The organism is Providencia sp. PROV267 (assembly GCF_028477825.1).
GTDB lineage: Bacteria > Pseudomonadota > Gammaproteobacteria > Enterobacterales > Enterobacteriaceae > Providencia > Providencia stuartii.
The window spans coordinates 40,636-61,682 of the sequence record NZ_JAMPLX010000017.1 but is presented as its reverse complement, the minus strand read 5'-3'; the positions used below and the strand labels follow the sequence as shown (position 1 = coordinate 61,682).

22 protein-coding genes are annotated in these 21,047 nt (G+C 39.8%); 9 read left to right on the top strand and 13 right to left on the bottom strand.

Features of this window, described 5'->3' with window-relative positions; translation table 11 throughout:
- Positions 1 to 4: 4 nt before the first annotated feature.
- The 6 genes from PR709_RS11930 to znuA form a co-directional block, all read right to left on the bottom strand.
- Positions 5 to 667 carry a fimbrial biogenesis chaperone gene (locus PR709_RS11930; protein WP_004919478.1) on the bottom strand — a complete coding sequence of 221 codons (663 nt, stop codon included), beginning with the start codon at positions 665 to 667 and terminating at the stop codon, positions 5 to 7.
- Positions 668 to 851: 184 nt separating this feature from the next.
- Positions 852 to 1,382 (bottom strand): fimbrial protein, encoded by a 531-nt coding sequence (locus PR709_RS11925; RefSeq protein ID WP_014658296.1) that lies wholly within the window; start codon positions 1,380 to 1,382, stop codon positions 852 to 854.
- Between the two features lie 189 nt (positions 1,383 to 1,571).
- On the bottom strand, positions 1,572 to 2,435 hold the full coding sequence (locus tag PR709_RS11920; protein ID WP_040133096.1) for a LysR family transcriptional regulator: 864 nt from the start codon (positions 2,433 to 2,435) through the stop codon (positions 1,572 to 1,574).
- A 1,305-nt stretch (positions 2,436 to 3,740) separates the two neighbouring features.
- The gene (gene lpxM / locus PR709_RS11915; RefSeq protein ID WP_004919471.1) at positions 3,741 to 4,715 is read right to left on the bottom strand and encodes a lauroyl-Kdo(2)-lipid IV(A) myristoyltransferase; all 975 of its coding nucleotides are present in this window, start codon (positions 4,713 to 4,715) and stop codon (positions 3,741 to 3,743) included.
- A 108-nt stretch (positions 4,716 to 4,823) separates the two neighbouring features.
- The gene (gene mepM / locus PR709_RS11910; RefSeq protein WP_004919469.1) at positions 4,824 to 6,146 is read right to left on the bottom strand and encodes a murein DD-endopeptidase MepM; all 1,323 of its coding nucleotides are present in this window, start codon (positions 6,144 to 6,146) and stop codon (positions 4,824 to 4,826) included.
- A gap of 27 nt (positions 6,147 to 6,173) precedes the next feature.
- Positions 6,174 to 7,133 carry a zinc ABC transporter substrate-binding protein ZnuA gene (gene znuA, locus PR709_RS11905; protein ID WP_272570901.1) on the bottom strand — a complete coding sequence of 320 codons (960 nt, stop codon included), beginning with the start codon at positions 7,131 to 7,133 and terminating at the stop codon, positions 6,174 to 6,176.
- A gap of 76 nt (positions 7,134 to 7,209) precedes the next feature.
- Between znuA and znuC the strand changes: the two genes are divergently transcribed.
- The 3 genes from znuC (at position 7,210) to PR709_RS11890 (ending at position 9,396) form a co-directional block, all read left to right on the top strand.
- On the top strand, positions 7,210 to 7,977 hold the full coding sequence (znuC, locus tag PR709_RS11900) for a zinc ABC transporter ATP-binding protein ZnuC (RefSeq protein ID WP_004919464.1): 768 nt from the start codon (positions 7,210 to 7,212) through the stop codon (positions 7,975 to 7,977).
- Positions 7,970 to 8,755 (top strand): zinc ABC transporter permease subunit ZnuB, encoded by a 786-nt coding sequence (gene znuB, locus PR709_RS11895; protein ID WP_004919461.1) that lies wholly within the window; start codon positions 7,970 to 7,972, stop codon positions 8,753 to 8,755. Before znuC ends, znuB begins: the two co-directional genes overlap by 8 nt.
- A 167-nt stretch (positions 8,756 to 8,922) precedes the next feature.
- Positions 8,923 to 9,396: a hypothetical protein gene (locus PR709_RS11890; RefSeq protein ID WP_004919459.1), complete on the top strand. Its 474-nt coding sequence runs from the start codon at positions 8,923 to 8,925 to the stop codon at positions 9,394 to 9,396.
- Positions 9,397 to 9,468: 72 nt separating this feature from the next.
- Here the strand turns inward: PR709_RS11890 and ruvB are convergent, their stop codons facing one another.
- The 6 genes from ruvB to aspS form a co-directional block, all read right to left on the bottom strand.
- Complete coding sequence (ruvB, locus tag PR709_RS11885) at positions 9,469 to 10,479, bottom strand: Holliday junction branch migration DNA helicase RuvB (RefSeq protein WP_004919456.1); 1,011 nt, start codon at positions 10,477 to 10,479, stop codon at positions 9,469 to 9,471.
- 16 nt (positions 10,480 to 10,495) lie between these two features.
- Positions 10,496 to 11,113, bottom strand: a complete 618-nt coding sequence (gene ruvA / locus PR709_RS11880) for a Holliday junction branch migration protein RuvA (protein ID WP_004919453.1) — start codon at positions 11,111 to 11,113, stop codon at positions 10,496 to 10,498.
- Between the two features lie 72 nt (positions 11,114 to 11,185).
- Positions 11,186 to 11,707, bottom strand: a complete 522-nt coding sequence (ruvC, locus tag PR709_RS11875) for a crossover junction endodeoxyribonuclease RuvC (RefSeq protein ID WP_004919450.1) — start codon at positions 11,705 to 11,707, stop codon at positions 11,186 to 11,188.
- A gap of 330 nt (positions 11,708 to 12,037) precedes the next feature.
- Positions 12,038 to 12,781 (bottom strand): YebC/PmpR family DNA-binding transcriptional regulator, encoded by a 744-nt coding sequence (locus tag PR709_RS11870; RefSeq protein WP_004919448.1) that lies wholly within the window; start codon positions 12,779 to 12,781, stop codon positions 12,038 to 12,040.
- Positions 12,782 to 12,811: 30 nt separating this feature from the next.
- Complete coding sequence (gene nudB, locus PR709_RS11865; RefSeq protein WP_169342169.1) at positions 12,812 to 13,243, bottom strand: dihydroneopterin triphosphate diphosphatase; 432 nt, start codon at positions 13,241 to 13,243, stop codon at positions 12,812 to 12,814.
- A 10-nt stretch (positions 13,244 to 13,253) separates the two neighbouring features.
- Positions 13,254 to 15,026 carry an aspartate--tRNA ligase gene (aspS, locus tag PR709_RS11860; protein WP_042116553.1) on the bottom strand — a complete coding sequence of 591 codons (1,773 nt, stop codon included), beginning with the start codon at positions 15,024 to 15,026 and terminating at the stop codon, positions 13,254 to 13,256.
- Between the two features lie 573 nt (positions 15,027 to 15,599).
- Here aspS and PR709_RS11855 point away from each other — a divergent pair.
- From PR709_RS11855 to PR709_RS11830, 6 genes are all read left to right on the top strand, one after another.
- Entirely contained in the window at positions 15,600 to 15,920 is a 321-nt protein-coding gene (locus tag PR709_RS11855; protein WP_004919443.1) for a DUF4377 domain-containing protein, read from the top strand.
- Positions 15,921 to 16,072: 152 nt separating this feature from the next.
- Positions 16,073 to 16,477, top strand: coding sequence for an NUDIX hydrolase (locus PR709_RS11850; protein ID WP_004919442.1), 405 nt, complete (start codon positions 16,073 to 16,075; stop codon positions 16,475 to 16,477).
- A gap of 155 nt (positions 16,478 to 16,632) precedes the next feature.
- Positions 16,633 to 17,031, top strand: a complete 399-nt coding sequence (locus tag PR709_RS11845) for an MAPEG family protein (protein WP_004919441.1) — start codon at positions 16,633 to 16,635, stop codon at positions 17,029 to 17,031.
- Between the two features lie 132 nt (positions 17,032 to 17,163).
- On the top strand, positions 17,164 to 17,919 hold the full coding sequence (gene cmoA, locus PR709_RS11840; protein ID WP_004919440.1) for a carboxy-S-adenosyl-L-methionine synthase CmoA: 756 nt from the start codon (positions 17,164 to 17,166) through the stop codon (positions 17,917 to 17,919).
- Entirely contained in the window at positions 17,916 to 18,887 is a 972-nt protein-coding gene (gene cmoB, locus PR709_RS11835) for a tRNA 5-methoxyuridine(34)/uridine 5-oxyacetic acid(34) synthase CmoB (protein ID WP_004919439.1), read from the top strand. Before cmoA ends, cmoB begins: the two co-directional genes overlap by 4 nt.
- A gap of 210 nt (positions 18,888 to 19,097) precedes the next feature.
- Entirely contained in the window at positions 19,098 to 19,904 is an 807-nt protein-coding gene (locus PR709_RS11830) for a hypothetical protein (protein ID WP_004919438.1), read from the top strand.
- Between the two features lie 376 nt (positions 19,905 to 20,280).
- Here the strand turns inward: PR709_RS11830 and cutC are convergent, their stop codons facing one another.
- The gene (cutC, locus tag PR709_RS11825; RefSeq protein ID WP_004919437.1) at positions 20,281 to 21,042 is read right to left on the bottom strand and encodes a copper homeostasis protein CutC; all 762 of its coding nucleotides are present in this window, start codon (positions 21,040 to 21,042) and stop codon (positions 20,281 to 20,283) included.
- Positions 21,043 to 21,047 lie beyond the last annotated feature (5 nt).

The following is a 21,047-nucleotide window of genomic DNA, read 5'->3' as shown; positions in this document are numbered from 1 at the left end:
ACTCTTATTTAGATGTTTTATCAATAATCGCGCCATAGTCATTAATAAATTTAACAACAACTTTTTGATTATTATTTATGCTGTGTTTAACAATGTATTCTTTTGTATGAGGGTAAACGAGATCACCGCCTTGGATGTTTTTCCCGTCTACCAATATATCCCTAACTGATAAATGATAGGGAGTATCGTTATTAATAATAATACCGTCAGGTTTTTTGATAATTTCAACTTTATTAAAGTCAAATGGAACAATATCTTTTGATCTTAAAAATAGTTTAAACTGAGAGTTGATAACAATCTGTAATTGATTTTCAATTTTAACGTCTTTAGGTGGTATTGATTTTACATTAAGCAAATATAATTTTTCTTGGTTTGAACCAATAGGTTCACCTACATAAGAAATACGTGCAGCAGCATTACTATCTGGCTCGATGCGAAATAATGGTGGCGTTGCAATAAATGGTGTTTTTCCTTCACCTTCAAATGGACTTACCCAAGTTTGAATAAGGAATGGCTTTTCTTTATCACTATTAAAAATAGGGATATCAATTTCACGTTTATTTTCTTGATAGATAAAACGAGTTCCTCCCACACTGACACCCGCCGCAGAAGCAAAATGAGAAATAGAAAATAAAAGAAAAACTGCTGAAAAAATTATTTTTTTCATAATTCGGCCATTTTATTTATTAAAAATGAGAGGGTAACAGCGTTACCCTCTATACACACTATATTCAAATTGCCTCATGATTGACGTGCACCATCCCCTCCAAGAGGCATTAAATAACGATGCTTCTCAGAATATGTAGGTCTGTCTTTTAGATGCAACTCAAATTATTTAGGGTATATATTTATTATTGATATTGAATGCTATAAACAGCCGTACCATCTGCCTTACCAGCAGTTGCAGCACCTGTTGCTTTATAGCGAGCTACGTAATTCAATTCTACTGAATCACCTGCTGCATTTTTAAATTCAACTAATTTTGAATCTTCAAATAGTTTAATTTGTGTTGTCGCATCCTTTTCAAATAAAGCAATACCTACTTTGGTTGCGTGACCCCCAGCTTGTGCTATTTGTAAAATATCGCGGTCATCGTTATCACGAGAGCCACCAAATCTTACTGCCACTTTAGCATTTTCAGGGCAATCGATGAGTTTAATAGTAAAATCTTTTAAACCAGCAATTTGCCCTGCTGCTGCTAAACTTTTCACTGACACTTTACCAAGGTCAACCGTTAAGTTTTGAGAGCTACTATCTACTGCACAAGCTGAATCAGTTATTTCACCAGTAAAGTCAATTGTTCCTGAAGCAAAAACAGCTGGAGCGGTTGTTACAGCTAAAGCCACCCCTAAAGCAGTTAGGGATTTTTTTAGAATACTCATATCGATTCCTATAATTAGATATTCTGATGTTAATTGCCACAGCACTAATAAATATTTACTCAGTGCATGAGTGCAAGCGAAATATAGCATCACAATTTAATTTAGTTAATATCTTGTTACATTGAATTTTTTGTTATTATATCGAAACACTTAATGTTTATTTTTGATTACTCATTTAATGATTAACGTTTATTTAATCTCAGTTAACTCTAAATGGTTTATAAATTCACCTAAAACATCTTGCACCAATGAATTTTTATTCACATACATATAAAAATCATAGTAAATATTTTTATTGGCAATTTTTAGCTGTTTTAGTGAATGATTATTCAACTGGTTTTTTATTAGATTTTTAGGCAACCATGTATAGCCCGTTCCATTTTCGACAAGTTTAATAACTGTTTCTAGTGATGCAGCGCTGATAGTTTGTGCACTTTTAACGGTATCTTCCAATGAAGGATCAAGAACAACTTTTGTATATTTAGATAGATAATCCAATAAGTTAGATTCTTCAATACTCTGTAATATATGGTCAGGTGAAGTCACAATAACAGATTCAACCGTTTCTAAAAAAATAGGATTTAAAGTCTCAACATGCTGATCTGTAATCAAAATATCATAATCCTTTAAAGCAAACACATCTGATTTAGATATGTTTTGTTTGATTATATCAATGTCATAATCTTTATGCCTTTTAATAAAATTAGCCACTTTATCTAAAAGATTATCTGTGTGATAAAGCGTGTCTATCACGAGTTTAATCTTTATATTGCATTTACTATTCAGTAATTTAGCTTTTGTTTCCAATAATATCGCTTTATTCGTTAACTCCCGAGATAACGCTAATAACATTTCACCTTTCGGTGTTAAAACAGCGCGTCTTTTTTCTAATGAAAAGATTTCAATTTCTAGTGTTTGTTCAAGTTTGCTGATTGTATAACTAATAGCGGATTGAGTCCGATGTAATACTTCAGCGGCTTGTGCAAATCCCCCGCAATCTACAACAGCTTGCAAGGTAATCCATTGGTCCAATGTCGTTCTCGTTTTTTCCATAGCGTCTCCAAATAGAGTTTTGGACTCAATTTTTATTATTTAATAAAAATATAGCAACATATTTCATCACCGTTAATAGGTATATGCACTTACAGATCATTTTGTCATCATTAGTTAAATATTATTTAAGTCTGTATGTTTTTTAGTACAAATTTCATCTTAGTTAAAAAGAATCTCTTTTTTGGGCTTTATTAATTTAAACTTACTCTTATTTCTTCCATCATTTAATCATCAGTAAAAATAAAATATACAATAAATTTATTGCCATTTATTTTATATTTAAAACATAAAAACTATTCGTTAATATAGCGTTTTGTCTTAGCGTTAAATCATTAAAAAAATCCCAGCGTAATTTAAATTAATTAATTATTTTATTAATAAATATTTGGTATGATGTTTAACTTTAAATTAAATTATGATTTAACATTTAATGTTCTCGTCAAATGCTTGCAAATTTATGGCTCGTTAAACACCTATTGAGAGTAAAGAAAATCAGGATATTAATCTAATAATTTTTTGTTATTGATTAGCAAATGTGGGGTTCTAGGGGGGAATGGCAGACAATATGACCTTTTTAATTAATACTTATTTCATCAAAATTTTATCAAACTAGTGCTCTATTAGATTAATCTTATTACTGTTCCAATAAGTTAACAGTTAACTATAGTGAGCTTATGAAAAAGAGAAAAAACTTATATCTCCATTATCATTCATCAATACACACGACTCTTTAGTTACAAAGAAAAATAACGCAAATGTATGAGCATCTCAATACAACCTTCCACCTCTGATTGCCTATTTTTACTCTGACAAATACGCGCTATCAACTAAACTCACATTATCTGCATTACAACAATTTATATCATCTCATAAAAATAACCTTTTACGTGTATTTCATTTACCATATAATTGATATTAACTATTGATAAGGATTTTTGACCTTTCCGCTCGATAAAAGGCTTCGTTTTATGCAGTTAAGCAGTTATAACCTTACAAAAAATAAGTTATAAATGAACCCCCAAAATATATAATTCACTTATTTATCATGGTGTTATAAAATATTTGATATAAGGCAAATCGATAAAATAGCGATCATAAATAAAGTATAAAAGAGAAAAATAAATATCTTTTTTTCTATTCACTTCTCAATTAACTAAATTATTATCATAATTAGCCAATCAATAAAAGATTGGTAATTCTTAGGTAAGGCATTCCCCAAATATAAAAAAAGCACCTCTAACATAACAATTCAGTCGAGGTGCTATTCATAGAAAATATAATTATTTAAGTGAATTGAGCGTAAAACTATCGATATAGATCATCACGTTGATAAGGTTCAATTTCATCCCCCTTCCGTGTTTTCAATAACTTAAGTATCCAAGTATATTGTTCAGGATTTGGACCGACGAGATATTCCAGCTCTTCATTCATCCTTCTTGCAATATATTCATCATCCTGCCCATCAATATCATCCATAGGCTCACGGATATAAATATGCAGTTGATGAGTACGATGATCATACACCGGAAACAGAGGCACAATTTTCGCTTTACATACCTTCATTAGGCGGCCCACAGCAGGCAATGTTGCTTTATAAGTCGCAAAAAAATCGACAAATTCACTATGCTCTTCGCCGTGATCTTGATCGGGAAGATAAAACCCCCAATATCCCTGCCGTACAGAAGCAATGAAAGGTTTAATTCCTGCTTCTCGAGAGTGTAAGCGACCACCAAAGTGGTAACGTGCTTTATTCCATAAATAATCTGCTACTGGGTTTTTTTGGTGGTGAAACATCGCCGCCATTTTATAGCCTTTTGCAGCAAGTAACATGGCTGGAGCATCTACAGCCCACCCATGTGGCACCATAAAAATAACATTACTGCCTTGTTGCTTTAAGTTATCAATAATCTCTTGGTTATGCCAATGTGTTCTTGCTAACGTTTTATCAGCGCCACGAATACATAACTCTGCAAGCATCACAAACGATTGAGGTGCAGTTTCAAACATTCTATCCACTAATTGATCCCTTTCCTGCTCGGTAAGCTCAGGGAAGCAATATAATAGATTTATCTTTGCGCGGCGCCTTGCGCTTTTTGCCAATTTTCCTACCCATTTCCCCACTTTTGCCAGCATGGGGTCACGAATTTTAACAGGAATATAGGCTAAAGCGGCAAAAACGCCAGCCCCAGCCCAAACTCCCCAGTATTTAGGATGTAAATAGGATTTATGAAAGGTTGGCACATAGCCTAATTTACTGTCGGTATCTTTATCTTTATTCATAATGTACCTAAAAGAACTGTTCGCGCTCTTTTATAGCTTAAAATGATAATAAGTGAAAGCGTTACAAAGAAAGCTGGCAGATACACTGTACCTGCCAGTAATGAAGAGTTAATTGAGTTTTAACTGTGGTTTAGTTTCTTTAACCATGGCTAAGTACTCTTTACGTTCTTTACCAGTTAAACCACCTGAACTCGGTAATTTCGCTGTCAATGGGTTAACCGCTTGTTGGTTGACCCACATTTCAAAATGCAGATGTGGTCCTGTTGAGCGCCCTGTATTACCAGAAAGTGCAATACGATCACCCCGTTTAACTTTTTGCCCTGGCTTCACCAGTAATTGGCGTAAATGCATGTAGCGCGTGGTGTACTGACGCCCATGACGAATCGCGATAAAGTTCCCCGCGGCTCCGCTATATTTCGACACAATCACTTCACCATCACCTACTGCAAGCACTGGGGTACCCACTGGCATTGCAAAATCCACCCCTTTATGCGGTGCTACACGCCCTGTTACTGGGTTAACTCGACGTGGGTTAAACTGTGATGATACTCGGAACTGCTTGGCTGTTGGGAAACGCAGGAAACCTCTTTCTAAACCATTACCTTCGCTATCGTAATATTTACCATCTTCAGCACGGAAAGCATAATAGTCCTTCCCACCACTACGTAGACGAACACCGATCAACTGGCTTTGTTCACTACGTCCATTAAGCATTTCACGGCTCATTAACACGGTGAACTTATCGCCTTTTTTCAGTTTACGGAAATCAATTTGCCATTGAAGTGCTTTTATCACTTCACGGCCTTCACTGCGTGTTAAACCTGCTTGGCTGGCACTTTGCGCAAAACTGCCGTTTACCACCCCCGCCAGGACGCTATTTGTCCATTCACCTGAACGGATCTCTTTCTTTTCTTCAAATTTATTTGTGCTACCAACACGGGTGTACACACGGGTCTCACGACGAGAAACTTCCCATGTTAAAGTGTCGAGCTCCCCCTGATCGGTCAGGCTCCAGTTTAGCGTTTGACCAATTTTTAGATTACGCAACGCTTTATGTTGATTAGCTAACGTCGCCACATCACCTGATTCAATACCGAATTGAGTCAGTATGCTAGTGAGGTTGTCGCCGCTTGCAACAACATATTCATGGGGGATTGGCGCACCATCCGTTTCACCGTCAGTGCTATCAGCGACGCCTTCATCAGGAAGTTGGTCGCTACTATCTTGAATAATATCATCAGTTGCATCAGTCAAAGGTACAAATGCAAGAGGAATAACGGTATCGACTGAACCTTCAGTATCTGTGTTAGTTGATGGTAAATGCGCTGGCCGCCAAATCGCGACGGCCAATGTTGCTACTGTTAATGTTCCTAACATTATTTTGTGAGACTTGGACAGGCTACCGTAAACCTGCGCAAGCCCTTTAGCCATTTGCTGCACTAAACAATTCCTTCTTGTTTAATTCAGGCAGCTCGCGTATTGCTTAGACAGTTGCGTTAAAAACTGCATATAGCTATCTGGTCCTATTTCCAGCCCGCTACCTAGCGGGTCGAGAGTTCCCATTTTGACTCCCGTATTTTTTGCTACGCTCTCTATGACGGCTGGCCTGAATTGGGGTTCAGCAAAAACACATTGTGCTTTATGCTCAACCAATTGAGTTCGTATTTTATGTAATTTCTGTGCACCAGGCTGAATTTCCGGGTTTATCGTAAAATGCCCCAAAGGAGCCAACCGATAGTGTTTTTCAAAGTAGCCGTAGGCATCGTGAAAAACAAAATAGCCCTTGTTTTTGGCTGGTTCTAAAATATTAACAATTTTCTTATCGTTTTGCGTCATTTTTTCATTGAATTTACGAAGGTTTACGTCCAGCTTATCTTTTTGGTCAGGATAAAGCACTACTAAACGATCGTGAATGTCTAACGCAGCCTGTTTTGCAATCTCGGGCGACAGCCAAATATGCATATTATACTCACCGTGGTGGTGATGTTCGTGATCCTCATCATGATTAGCTTCATCACCCTGTTCATGGTCATGCGCCTCTTCCTCATCCCCTTTCATCAGCAAGGGAATAATATTTGCTTGTTCTGCCAGCGCCAGACGTTTATCCTGTGGTAACGTCTTGAGTGGCTTCTCTAAAAACATCTCCATATCGGGGCCTACCCAAACAAAAAGATCTGCCTGTTTAATTTTCCTCAAATCAGAAGGTTTAAGCGCATAATCATGGGGTGATGCACCATCTGGCAGCAAGACCTGAGTATCAGTCACACCATCAGCGATACCCGCGGCAATAAAGGCAAGTGGGCGAATAGAGGTCACAACATCCGCCTTTGCCGCAGTGACCAACGTTGTGCTAAGGACAGATGCCGCAACGGCGCCTAAAATAAATTGTCGGGCATTGAATTGAGATTTATGTATCATAGACGTCTTTTTCCGTGATTTTAATTTTGAAATGTTATAATATAACACAACATGAATTCTGCAAGATGTTTTTCACATGCAACCATTACTGAATTTAAATAAAATTTCCGTTTCTTTTGGCGAGAAACAGGTGCTCAAAGACGTCAGCTTTACCTTAAATAAAGGCGATATTGTCACTTTGTTAGGCCCTAATGGCGCGGGCAAATCGACAATTGTTCGGGTCGTGCTAGGACTGTTAGCGCCGACTACAGGTATCATTGAGCGAGCCGCTTCACTGTCTATTGGCTATGTTCCACAAAAATTACATTTAGACGCCACCTTACCATTAACCGTAAAGCGTTTTTTAATGCTAAAACCTGCTGTTCGTTCAGACCAACTGTTACCTGCTCTTGAACGTGTTAAAGCCGCCCATTTATTGACACAGCCAATGCAGAAACTGTCTGGTGGCGAAACACAGCGTGTGTTATTAGCACGTGCTTTATTGAATAAGCCCGACCTTTTGGTTCTGGATGAACCCGCTCAAGGGGTTGATGTGAATGGGCAAGTCGCACTTTATGACTTAATTAACCAATTACGCACAGAGCTTGGTTGTGCCGTACTTATGGTGTCTCACGACTTGCATTTAGTCATGGCGAAAACGGATAAAGTATTATGTATTAATGGGCATATTTGCTGTTCAGGTACACCCGATGTTGTATCGAACCACCCTGAGTTTGTTGCGATGTTTGGCTATCGTGGCGCATCACAACTCGGCGTTTATCGCCACCATCATAACCATCAACATGATTTAGAAGGTAACGTTGTGGCTCCTCATATTCATAATAAGGAGTGCCGTCATGATTGAGTTACTGTTACCCGGTTGGATTGCGGGGATGTTATTGGCGATTGCTGCCGGCCCGTTAGGATCCTTTGTGGTATGGCGTCGCATGTCTTATTTTGGGGATACCCTTGCACACGCTTCTTTATTAGGTGTGGCATTTGGCCTATTGCTGAATATCAACCCATTCTATGCCGTAATTACTGTCACTTTGCTGCTGTCTTTGATTTTAGTGTGGTTAGAACGACGCCCTCAGCTGGCTGTTGACACCTTATTAGGCATTATGGCTCACAGCGCCTTATCCCTCGGCCTCGTCGTTGTCAGCTTAATGGCCAATGTGCGTGTTGACCTAATGGCATACTTATTCGGGGATCTCCTTTCGGTTAATTACGAGGATATTATCACTATCTTTATTGGTGTGATTGTAGTCTGCGGCTTACTTTGCTGGCGCTGGCGGGCGCTGCTTTCCATGACGGTTAACCAAGAGCTCGCTTTTGTTGATGGTGTCAATATTCAACGCCTACGTCTGCTACTGATGTTAGTCACTGCATTGACCATTGGGATCGCAATGAAATTTGTCGGTGCGCTAATTATTACATCTTTATTAATTATCCCTGCCGCCACAGCACGCCGTTTCGCTAAAACACCAGAGCAAATGGCACTGATCGCGATTTTAATTGGTATGTTATCGGTGACAGGAGGTCTCACATTCTCCGCGTTTTACGATACGCCAGCCGGCCCTTCAGTGGTCTTAACCGCTGCAATCTTGTTTGCCTTTAGCTTATTAGTCAAAACGAAAAATTAATACCGACTGAGGCTTTTCTCTTACCGCTCAATAGGTGATACCCCATTGAGCGGTTTTATTTTATATCAACTTCACACTTTTGCTATTTTCAGTCTTAACCATCTCGTTAATTAAAATAAAAAATAAATACTTAATACTCTAATAATATTAAGTATCAAGGTATCGAAATGAATAAAACATTACTTGGGATGGTTATAATTGGGGTATCTGCAACACCAGTGATGGCCGCAGAATTTACCTGCCAACTGGAGAATAAAAAGTATGTTAGCGTGATAGTCGACCCGGGGAAAACACCACAATATCGATACGGAACTTTGGCTAAGCCAGAGATAACCTTACCGCTTAATGAAAAAGGAGCGAGAAATATTTTTGTTGGGCAAGGACATTTTATTGCTGGTGAATCTCTATATATTCGTTTTCAAAATGGCCCATACAGCTATTTGTTGTATCAAGGCGAGGGGCGCGGCTGGGCATTTAAGGGATTAGCTGTTTATAAAAATAACAAGTTAATCAATAAGAAAGAGTGCCAAAATTGGAATTCATTTGATTTATACGACATTTTAAATTATCAGATTCGTACAGATCCAGCATTAGAATTATATGATTCCCCTTACTCATTTGATCCTAATTCAAATGAGTAAATGATCGTGTAGCATCATATTCCCCCTTTATTTTTCCTATCCGTAAAGGGGGAAATTTCTGACATTAAGCACTTAAACTTCTTTCGGAGTTAAACCAAAGTGTAGATAAGCGTGAGCTGTTGCCATCCGGCCACGAGGGGTGCGCTGGATAAAACCTTGTTGGATCAAAAATGGCTCTAAAACATCTTCGATGGTTTCTCGCTCTTCACCAATAGCCGCTGCAAGGTTATCAACCCCCACAGGTCCACCCATAAATTTATCAATAATGGCGACTAACAGTTTCCGGTCAAGGTAATCAAAACCCGCGGCATCGACGTTCAACATATCGAGTGCTTGGCTAGCAATTAGCTCATTGATGCTGCCATCACCTTTGACTTGTGCGAAATCACGTACACGGCGTAATAAACGGTTAGTAATACGCGGTGTACCTCGCGAGCGCATGGCGACTTGTCTAGCCCCTTCTTCACTAATTTCTACACCCATAAACTGAGCGCTACGTTTCACAATGTATTGCAAATCATCGACATTATAGAATTCAAGGCGCTGCACAATACCAAAACGATCACGTAATGGTGAAGTTAAAGAGCCAGCCCGTGTTGTTGCCCCAATTAAAGTAAAAGGCGGTAAATCAATTTTGATCGAGCGCGCTGCTGGCCCTTCCCCTATCATAATATCAAGTTGATAATCTTCCATTGCGGGATACAAGATCTCCTCAACAACGGGAGATAAGCGGTGGATTTCATCAATAAATAACACATCATGCGGCTCTAAGTTGGTGAGCATCGCCGCTAAATCCCCTGCTTTCTCGAGTACTGGGCCGGAGGTCGTCCGTAAATTTACCCCCATTTCATTCGCGACTATCCCTGCAAGCGTGGTTTTACCTAAACCTGGGGGGCCAAAAATTAATAGATGATCAAGAGCATCACCTCGTAACTTAGCCGCCTGAATAAAGATTTCCATCTGCTCTTTAACTTGTGGCTGCCCGATATACTCATTGAGTAATTTAGGGCGGATCGCGCGATCAATCGCTTCTTCCTCATCATGGATCACTTCAGCAGAAATTAGGCGATCAGCTTCAATCATCGTTATTTTCTCTCAATCAAAGTGCTGCACGTAATGCATCACGGATCAATGACTCACAATCACTGTCTGGCTTAGCCACTTTGCTGACCATACGACTGGCTTCTTGTGGTTTATAACCTAAAGCGACCAGTGCGGTTGCCGCCTCCGCTTCAATATCAGCGCGGCTTGATACTTTGACATTGACATCCGGCAGCTTAATATCACTGTGTTGGTTAAACAGATCACCATTGAGGCCTTTAAAGCGGTCTTTCATTTCAACGACCAAACGTTCAGCCGTTTTTTTACCAATTCCCGGTAGTTTAACCAATGATGAAATCGCTTCTTGTTCGATAGCAGAAACAAACTGTTGAGCCGACATCCCTGATAATATCGCTAAAGCCAGTTTAGGCCCAACACCATTCACTTTAATCAGCTCTTTGAATAGTGCACGCTCTTGTTTGTCATTAAAACCATACAATAACTGCGCATCTTCACGCACCACAAAATGGGTAAATACAATGGCTTCTTGACCGATTTCGGGTAATTCATAAAAGCAGGTCATTGGCATATGGACTTCATAGCCAACACCTTGCAATTCTAACAAAACAATGGGGGGTTGTTTTTCTAATACAATACCGCGTAAACGACCTATCACCTTGAAGCCCTCAGTTTATTTTATTGATAGCGCTGTTTATACCATAAAAAAGGCTGGACGTATATCCAGTCACTATCTTAATCGCCCACGCGTTAACACTAAGCGAGGATCGCCAACACGAAGCAAATTCTGATTAAAATGACAATGCGTTATGGCAATCGCTAAGGCATCCGCTGCATCTGATTGAGGATTAGCAGAAAGTTTAAGTATCGATTTAACCATATGCTGTACTTGGCTTTTTTCCGCGGCCCCTGTACCGACAACGGTTTGCTTCACTTGCCGCGCAGCATATTCAAACACAGGAATATTTTGATTAACACCTGCTACAATCGCTACACCACGAGCTTGGCCCAATTTCAAGGCTGAGTCGGCGTTTTTTGCCATAAACACTTGTTCAATTGCTAATACATCGGGTTGGTATTGAGTGATAATTTCCGAGACTCCCGCATAAATACGTTGCAGGCGGCTTGGTAAATCATCAACCTGAGTACGAATACAACCACTTCCTAAATAAAAAAGTTGCCTGCCTTGTTGGCGGATAACACCATAGCCCGTTACACGTGAACCGGGGTCTATACCTAAAATAATCGCCATATCAAAGCCTATTAATATCCATTATTACTTTTAATATCATCTTATCTGTATCTTTCCGCGGCGACAATACTCATGCCGTTCCTTAATAATCGTATTGATAAACGACTATGACTAGCGAGTCTCTCTAAGCTGAGATAAAAAAGCACAGAAATAGCCTATTTTCCAATATCATTAGGCCCAAAAAACAGACAGGAAAGACAAAATGCACAAAAGCGCTAGATGGCAAACCAGTAAGCCACGCAGAGTAGATAAAGGAGCAGCTATTATTAGAGATGCGTTAGAGAAAACAGGCTGAATTCAGCCCGCTTTCTCTACGCGAGTGATAGCTGATTACAGTTGTGCTGCTACTTCGTCAGAGATATCACCGTTATGATAAACTTCCTGCACGTCGTCAGAATCTTCCAACATATCGATTAGGCGCAGTAATTTAGGTGCTGTTTCAACATCCAGCTCTGCTTTAGTTGATGGGATCATCGAAACTTCGGCCGCTTCGCTAGTAAAGCCAGCTGCATCCAGAGCATCTTTCACTTCACCAAAAGTTTCTGGTGTGGTGTAAACGTCGATAGCGCCATCGTCATAAGTTTCAACATCTTCAGCGCCCGCTTCTAATGCAGCTTCCATCAAGGCATCTTCATCAACGCCCGGTGCATAAGTGATAACGCCACGCTTAGTAAATAAGTAGGAAACTGAACCATCTGTTCCGAGGTTACCGCCTGTTTTGGTGAAAGCATGACGCACTTCAGAAACGGTACGATTACGGTTATCACTCAAACATTCAACCATCACCGCTGTGCCGCCTGGGCCATAGCCTTCATAAATGATAGTTTCCATATTATCGTTTTCATCATTCCCAACACCACGTGCAATTGCGCGGTTTAAAGTATCACGGGTCATGTTGTTCGATAATGCTTTATCCACAGCAGCACGCAAACGCGGGTTAGTAGCAGGATCACCGCCCCCTAAACGCGCCGCTGTCACCAGCTCACGGATAATTTTAGTAAAAATCTTACCGCGCTTAGCATCTTGTGCCGCTTTACGGTGTTTGGTGTTGGCCCATTTACTATGACCTGCCATGAAATATCTCCAAAAACGTCAATAAAATAATTAAATAGCAAATTCTAAAATAGCTTGACGGTTACTCCAAGATTTCGTTAATTCCGCCGCTTTCTGCGGTGGAACCCAACAAAACTCAGTATGCTCCGTCAAAAGTGGTACTTGTTCAACACGCAGTACCATTTTAAACCAGTGCTCTTTGCAATGTGTTACACCGGGAGCATAACGATGCCTGAAATGCGCAAAAATTTCAAAAGTGACTTCACGCGCCAAGTCATACAGTTGCCCCTCTTGGGGGAGGAAGCCCGTTTCTTCACGGACTTCCCGCATTGCGGTTTCAAACGCACCTTCATGATCTTCTAAGCTACCCGTTACGGATTGCCAAAAATCGGGATCATCTTTGCGCCGTAGCATAAGCACATTACCGCTGCTTTCAGCGGTAATGATCACTAACACCGACTCTGGGCGTTTAAAACTATTCATGTCGAATAAATTAGTCTTCAGCGTTTTTTGCATCAACTGAAATAGCTAATTCTGTTAGTGCATCTGGATTCGCTTGGCTTGGTGCACTAGTTAGTAAACACGCCGCAGCCGTTGTTTTAGGGAATGCAATAACATCACGAATATTATCAGTTCCCGTTAATAGCATGACTAAACGGTCGAGACCAAACGCCAAACCGGCATGTGGCGGTGTACCGTATTTTAATGCATCTAGCAAGAAGCCAAATTTCTCACGTTGTTCGTGTTCATTAATACCTAGAATATTAAACACGGTTTGTTGCATTTCGCTACGATGGATACGCACAGAGCCACCACCGACTTCATAGCCATTGATGACCATATCATAGGCATTAGCAACAGCTTCTTCTGGGTTTTTGGCCAGATCTTCCGGTGAATAGTCACGTGGTGAAGTGAATGGGTGGTGCATTGCACTTAGGCCACCTTCGCCATCCTCTTCAAACATTGGGAAATCAATCACCCAAAGTGGCTTCCAGCTATTTAAGTCTGCTAGTTCAAAATCACGACCTACTTTCAGTCGCAATGCCCCCATTGAATCGGTCACAACATTTTTTGCTCCTGCACCAAACAGCAGAATGTCACCGTCAGCGGCCTCTGTTCTTTCAAGAAGTTGGTTAATAACGTCTTCATTTAAGAACTTAGCGACAGGGCTTTGAATACCTTCTAAACCTTTTGCACGTTCGTTTACTTTCATCCATGCTAGCCCTTTGGCACCATAGATGCTAACAAATTGACCATACTCATCAATCTGTTTACGAGTCATGACAGCACCGTTAGGCACTTTCAATGCCACAACACGGCCTTTTGGATCGTTCGCTGGCCCTGAAAAAACGGCAAACTCGACATTTTTAACGATATCAGCTACATCCACTAATTCCATTGGGTTACGTAGGTCAGGTTTATCTGAACCGTAGCGACGCATTGCCTCTGCGAAGGTCATTATTGGGAAGTCACCGAGATCAACACCTTTAACGTCCAACCATAATTGGCGGATCATGCGTTCCATGATTTCACGTACTTGTTCTGCCGTCATAAATGACGTTTCGACGTCGATCTGGGTAAATTCAGGCTGACGGTCTGCACGCAAGTCTTCATCACGGAAACATTTAACGATTTGATAATAGCGGTCAAAGCCAGACATCATCAGCAATTGTTTAAACAATTGTGGTGACTGTGGCAACGCATAAAATTTACCTTTATGCACACGGCTTGGCACTAAGTAGTCACGAGCACCTTCTGGCGTTGCCTTGGTCAGCATTGGCGTTTCGACATCGATAAAGCCTTCTTTGTCCATAAAGTTACGGACGAAGCTGGTAATTTTTGCGCGAGTGCGTAAGCGCTCTGACATTTCAGGGCGACGTAGGTCAAGATAGCGGTATTTTAAGCGGCGCTCTTCCGTATTAGATTGGTTGCTATCTAACGGCAGTGGCTCTGATTTATTAAAAACGTTGAGATCTTCAGCAAAGATTTCAATTTCCCCCGTCGCCATATCTTTATTTTTTTGGTTATCTGGGCGAGCGCGGACAGTTCCTGTAATTTGTATACAGAATTCATTACGCAATTCCGAAGCTTTTTCAAAGAGGTCTTTGCGCTCAGGGTCGAAAAATACTTGCACGACACCTTCTCGGTCACGCATATCGATAAAAATCAAACCACCCAAATCACGACGGCGGTTTACCCATCCACAAAGAGTGACCTTTTGGCCTTCATGAGCAATGTTTAACTGCCCACAATAGTTAGTACGCATACAATATCCTTTTTTACTCAGCTTGTTGTGCATTTTACTTGCTGCGGAAATTTGGCATTTTGCTGAACATTCAGAATGTCAAAAAGGCAGACATTATACAGGAAATTCTGTTGCACAAACAGTTACGTATTAGCGGACACAGCTAATATTTTTGTTTTTAATCATCTTTTAATCGATTAAAAGTTAATCGAAACACGTAACGATGACTGTACATGGCTATAAACAGAATTTATGACTGTTGGTGATTTTAAGTGACTCCGCGAGTTATGTACATATTGCAAGGCGGGTTTATTTAATTGCGTTATTCTGTTTCATGACCGCAACATAGACAATGGTGTTTGCGTTATCCATTATCCTTACGCGCTCGAAACAAAATGATGCTTAATTTTCAAACAAAATAGATAATAGGGTTATTCTAGCTCATCACTGCACGACGATGAATGTGATAACAAACAAAAACCTATTTAACTGCATACGAGCAAAATAATTGTTCAATTTGAATTGATTTAAGAATAATTACCTGCTGTTATTTATTATAATCATACTTATTTGAACTGCATATAAGGCCATCCGATGAAAAAAAGTCTCTTCGTTTCTTCTCTATTTCTACTGCTTGTAGGCTGCCAAACCGTGAAACCTGCTGATAACACAAAAACTTTTTATATTGATTCAACATTGGCTGATTGCGTTGGTGTTGCCCCCATGAAATGTATGAAAGTCAAACAAGCCCCAAATGCCGAGTGGGAATTTTTTTATGGCAATATCCAAGGGTTTGAATATGAACCAGGCTACCAATACACTTTGAAAGTCAAACAATTTGACGTTGCTAATCCGCCTGCTGATGCCCCAAATGTCAGATATGAGTTAGTTGAAATTATTAATAAAGCCAAATAATTCATATAAAATTTTATATTACCCATTAGTGGACCATGATTCTGTCTACTAATGGGGAACCATACAAAACCCATTGTTTTCATTATATTTGAGTAATATTATTAACATCACATCATAGTGGCCCCAACACTTAAAACAAAGAGTTAAAGGCAATGGACAATAAAATTATCGATAAGTTAGGCTTAATTACACTTGTTGACCGCAAAGTAGCAATGGTTCGTTCTCATAATAAGACACTCTTCTATATTCCGGGCGGAAAGCGCGAACCTAACGAAAGTGATGAACAAGCCTTATGTCGAGAAATTGAAGAAGAGTTAACCTTAACCTTACATAAAGATTCTCTTCAATTTTATGATGAATTTATTGGCGCTGCTGATGGTAAACAAGATGGAACTCAGGTACGTATTCGTTGCTATTTTGCGCATTATAATGGTACCCCTCGCCCTGCCGCAGAAATTGCGGAGCTTGCTTGGTTTGATAGCCATGACCTAGCAAAATGTTCAGCCACTGCTGCGATCATTATGGCGAAATTACAACAAGATGGCCTAATTAATTAAGTTAATCACCAACAGATTACGTTGTTGTGGAGCCTTAATTTAAGGGTAAACTAATTAGACATTATACTATTAGTAAATTTTACTAATATCTATTAATATAGTGAATAGTTTTAATCAATCAGTGAATCAATTTGGTTAAGCAATGGAGTGAATAAATGGTCAGCTCTCTGTATGCTGTACTGGGCGCTTTGTTACTACTTAAACTATCGTTGAATGTTGTGAAGCTCAGAAATCAATATCGAGTATCTTATGGTGATGGGGGTTTCTATGAGCTACAAACAGCGATTCGCGCTCATGGTAACGCTATAGAGTACATCCCCATTGCTTTGATATTATTGCTTTTTATGGAGATGAACGGCGCGCAGGTTTGGATGATCCACTTATGTGGCTTAGTTTTAATCGCAGGGCGTATACTCCACTCTTATGGCCTGAAAAATCATGATATCTCTTATCGTCGCTCAGGCATGGCGGCAACCTATATTGCCATGACATTGATGGTTATCGCCAATATCTATTACCTACCTTGGATCCAAATTTTTTCCTTCAATCTTTAATTTTTATTATCAACGCGGCACTTTATTTAAGTGTCGTAAAACTTTTATTGCTGTTTTGACTGATTGATTTTCAGGTTACGCGCCTTTTCTGCTACAATCCGCAACTACTTTTGTTTTACATACACAGATCTTATGTCAAGTCAGGAATCCAACAATAAAGACAGCCTCTTTAGCGCTCCGATTGCCAACTTAGGTGATTGGCAATTCGATGAAAAAGTTGCCGAAGTCTTTCCCGATATGATCCAGCGCTCGGTGCCGGGTTATTCAAACATTATCACGATGATTGGGATGCTAGCTGGGCGCTTTGTCACCGAAAACAGCCGTGTCTATGATCTTGGTTGCTCATTGGGAGCAGCAACGCTGTCAATTCGCCGCAATATTACCGCGCAACATTGCCAAATCATTGCTGTCGATAATTCACCTGCAATGGTTGAACGTTGCCGTCGTCATATTGACGCTTACAAAGCCGCAACGCCCGTCGAGGTTATCGAAGGTGATATTCGCGATATCCCTATTGAAAATGCATCGATGGTGGTACTCAATTTTACGTTGCAGTTCCTTAATCCTAATGACCGCCAACAGCTATTAACTAAAATTTATCAAGGCCTCAAACCCGGCGGTATCCTTGTACTGTCAGAAAAATTCAATTTTGAAGACAAAGAGATTGGTGAATTGTTATTCAATATGCATCATGATTTTAAACGTGCAAATGGTTATAGCGAATTAGAAATCAGCCAGAAACGCAGCATGTTAGAAAATGTTATGCTGACCGACTCTGTTGAAACACATAAGTTACGGTTAAAACAAGCCGGCTTTACGCATTGTGAAGTATGGTTCCAATGCTTTAACTTTGGCTCCTTATTAGCACTTAAAGAGGCACAGTTATGATTGATTTCGGGCGCTTTTATCAGCAAATTGCAACAGGCCCTTTAAGTCATTGGCTTGAAACATTACCCGCTCAACTTAGCGAGTGGAAAAACTCGCAATTACACGGTGGATTCAAATCATGGGAAAAAATGTTAGAAAATTTACCCATCATGACCCCCACCCAACTCGATTTAAAAAATAGCGTAACTGCGATACGTGACCCTGAATTATCCGCAGGGGAAACTCGCCGTCTTAATAGTATTCTTGAGCAATTAAAACCCTGGCGTAAAGGCCCTTTCTCTCTATACGGTATCAATATCGATACGGAATGGCGCTCTGATTGGAAATGGGATCGGGTTTTACCTCACATCTCCCCTTTAAAGGATAAAATGATCCTTGATGTGGGTTGTGGTAGTGGTTACCACATGTGGCGCATGTTAGGCGAAGGCGCCTCATTTGTCGTCGGGATTGATCCTACACAACTGTTTCTTTGCCAATTTGAAGCGGTTAGGAAATTACTGGGCGATGACCAACGCGCTCATTTATTACCATTAGGCATCGAACAGCTCCCCGCACTTAATGCCTTTGATAGCGTATTTTCAATGGGAGTGCTCTATCATCGTCGTTCTCCTCTTGACCACTTATGGCAGCTAAAAAATCAATTAGTCAGTGAAGGCGAACTAATTTTAGAAAGCTTAGTTGTTGAAGGGGATGAGTTCCAATGCTTAGTACCCGGTGACCGTTATGCACAAATGCGTAACGTTTACTTTATTCCATCGGCTAAAATGCTTAAAGTTTGGTTAGAAAAATGTGGTTTTGTCGATGTGCGGATCGTTGACCAAGCCGTCACCACAGTTGAAGAGCAGCGCCGTACTGAGTGGATGAAAACGGATTCATTAGCAGAATTTCTAGACCCTAATGACTCAACAAAAACCATCGAAGGTTACCCTGCTCCATTACGCGCTATCCTCGTTGCACGTAAACCCTAAAATCATCGAATAAGGGTGACTTGTTTCACTCTTATTCTTTTCTCAATTTATTCTCCGTATTTTTAAATCTGTAGTTGCCCAAATAGTAATAATACATTTATCAAACCCTGCAAACATTTTATCTCTCAATATTTATTGATATAATATACTTATACAAAAATTTAAATAGCGGTTAGCCTTTATTAATGACAGACTCATTTGGATACGATCATGAAACTGCACCATTTTTTTATTTTTCCTCTCTCTTTTCTCTTATTCGCTTGCTCCCCCCCAGAAAATAAAATTCATACTGCAATAAAAAAAGAGATTGCCACACATTATCCTGATCCTGACTCAATACAATATAAAGATATTGTTGTTCATAGGAATGCCGATGAAGCCATCGTTTGTGGTGAGTTTAATGCAAAGAATAATCAAAATGAATTTATGGGGTTTAGGCCATTTATTAGTGAAGTCTATATCGGTGACGATATCGCAATTAACTCTGTTCGTGTTGGCAATCGCATTCGTAAAGACAGCTTTCCTGCCTTAGTTTGTGAGCACGGCGGTTATGAGGGTGGTATTAAAGCGCAGAACCTTCAAAATAAAGCGTTTATAGATAATATGAATGGGTTAGCTCAAATCGAAAACTATATTAACGATTCATCAGTCGGTAATCGAGTGAGAGCTCATCTCATTAATAGAGCAAAAGAGATTTACGACAATGAATTAAGCCCTGAAACACTCAAGGTCGTTGACTCAACAGAAGGACGTTTGGTTACTGTTGTTGCCTATAAAAAAGGTGATGATGTCTATTTTGCTTCCATACTGAATCAAAAGATCTATGAGTTAGAGCCTATAAAAAATTCCGTCGTAAAATATATCCATGGGGCTGAAAAAGATAAGAACCTCGTTGTATTAGGAAATTATACGACTGAAGATAACGGTGAAAAACCCTCAAAGCTGCTACCATTGGCAATTGAGATCCTAGAAAATGGTGTTTCTTATGCAAACGCTGTTTTTCCAGCCAAATCCTAGTTCAAGGTAATTTTATTGGGCACGTTATTATCTTATTTTCTATAACGGCCCAATCAATTTACGTGTATTTATGGATAAAGAAGATTATCTTATACGCGGTTTCTTATGCCTTATTACCTCGAGAAAAACAGCATATAACTGTTCTCTTTAAAGCGCGAAACTATTCCCCTTTTTAATATCTTATCGATATTGCCTTATCATTTAATTCTTATTTAGCATGATCTCTAAAATGACTTTGAATACTGTTTTATGGGTAAAAGGCTATATTGAACGATTTATTACTTACTATCTCTTTTCTGTATTGATTACATGACCCAAAATAAAAAGAGAGATAAAACTCTCCCTTTTTATTAATTATTATTGAATAATTTCGTTTTTATGCTGAAATCTTTTCAGTGATCGAAATAAAATCTTTCATCGCTTCAACGGTTGGCCCATCAACGCAGTAATGAGTAAATTCATCATTTTCACTGTTTGATGCCATCGTCACCCCTGCTTTACGATAACTCATACTTGACGGAACTGATTTCCCCGCCGAACTGTGTAATTCTACCAGCCCTATTTCCATAAACTTACTTAAATTAGCCAGCCTAACCCCTGCACCAGCCATAATCACTGGGCCGTTAATTTCAATACTTTTTTCGTTTAACTCTTTAAGTAACGGTAACCCCAACTCTGCATTCTGCTGCTGCCCCGATGTAAGAATACGAGCAACCCCTAAACTTTTTAGTTGTTCAAAGGCTAATAAGGGATTCACGCACATATCGAATGCACGGTGAAACGTGATATTCATTCCCGTTGCTATTTCCATCAATACCGCCATGCGGTCGATATCGATACGCCCTTCGGTATCGAGGATTCCGATAACTGCCCCTGGGAAGCCCATCTCTTTCACCATCCGCAGATCTTCACAGATTACTTCAAATTCATTCGTGTTATAGCAAAAATCGCCTCCGCGCGGACGAATAATAGGATGAACGGGGATATGAAGTTTTTCGCTTGCTAATTTTAGATAGCCATAACTTGGTGTCAGGCCGCCATCTGCTGCACCGGAGCATAATTCAATACGATCAGCGCCGTATTCTTGTGCAACTTGTGCACATTCGATACCGAAACAGCAAATTTCCAATTTTGCCATGACCA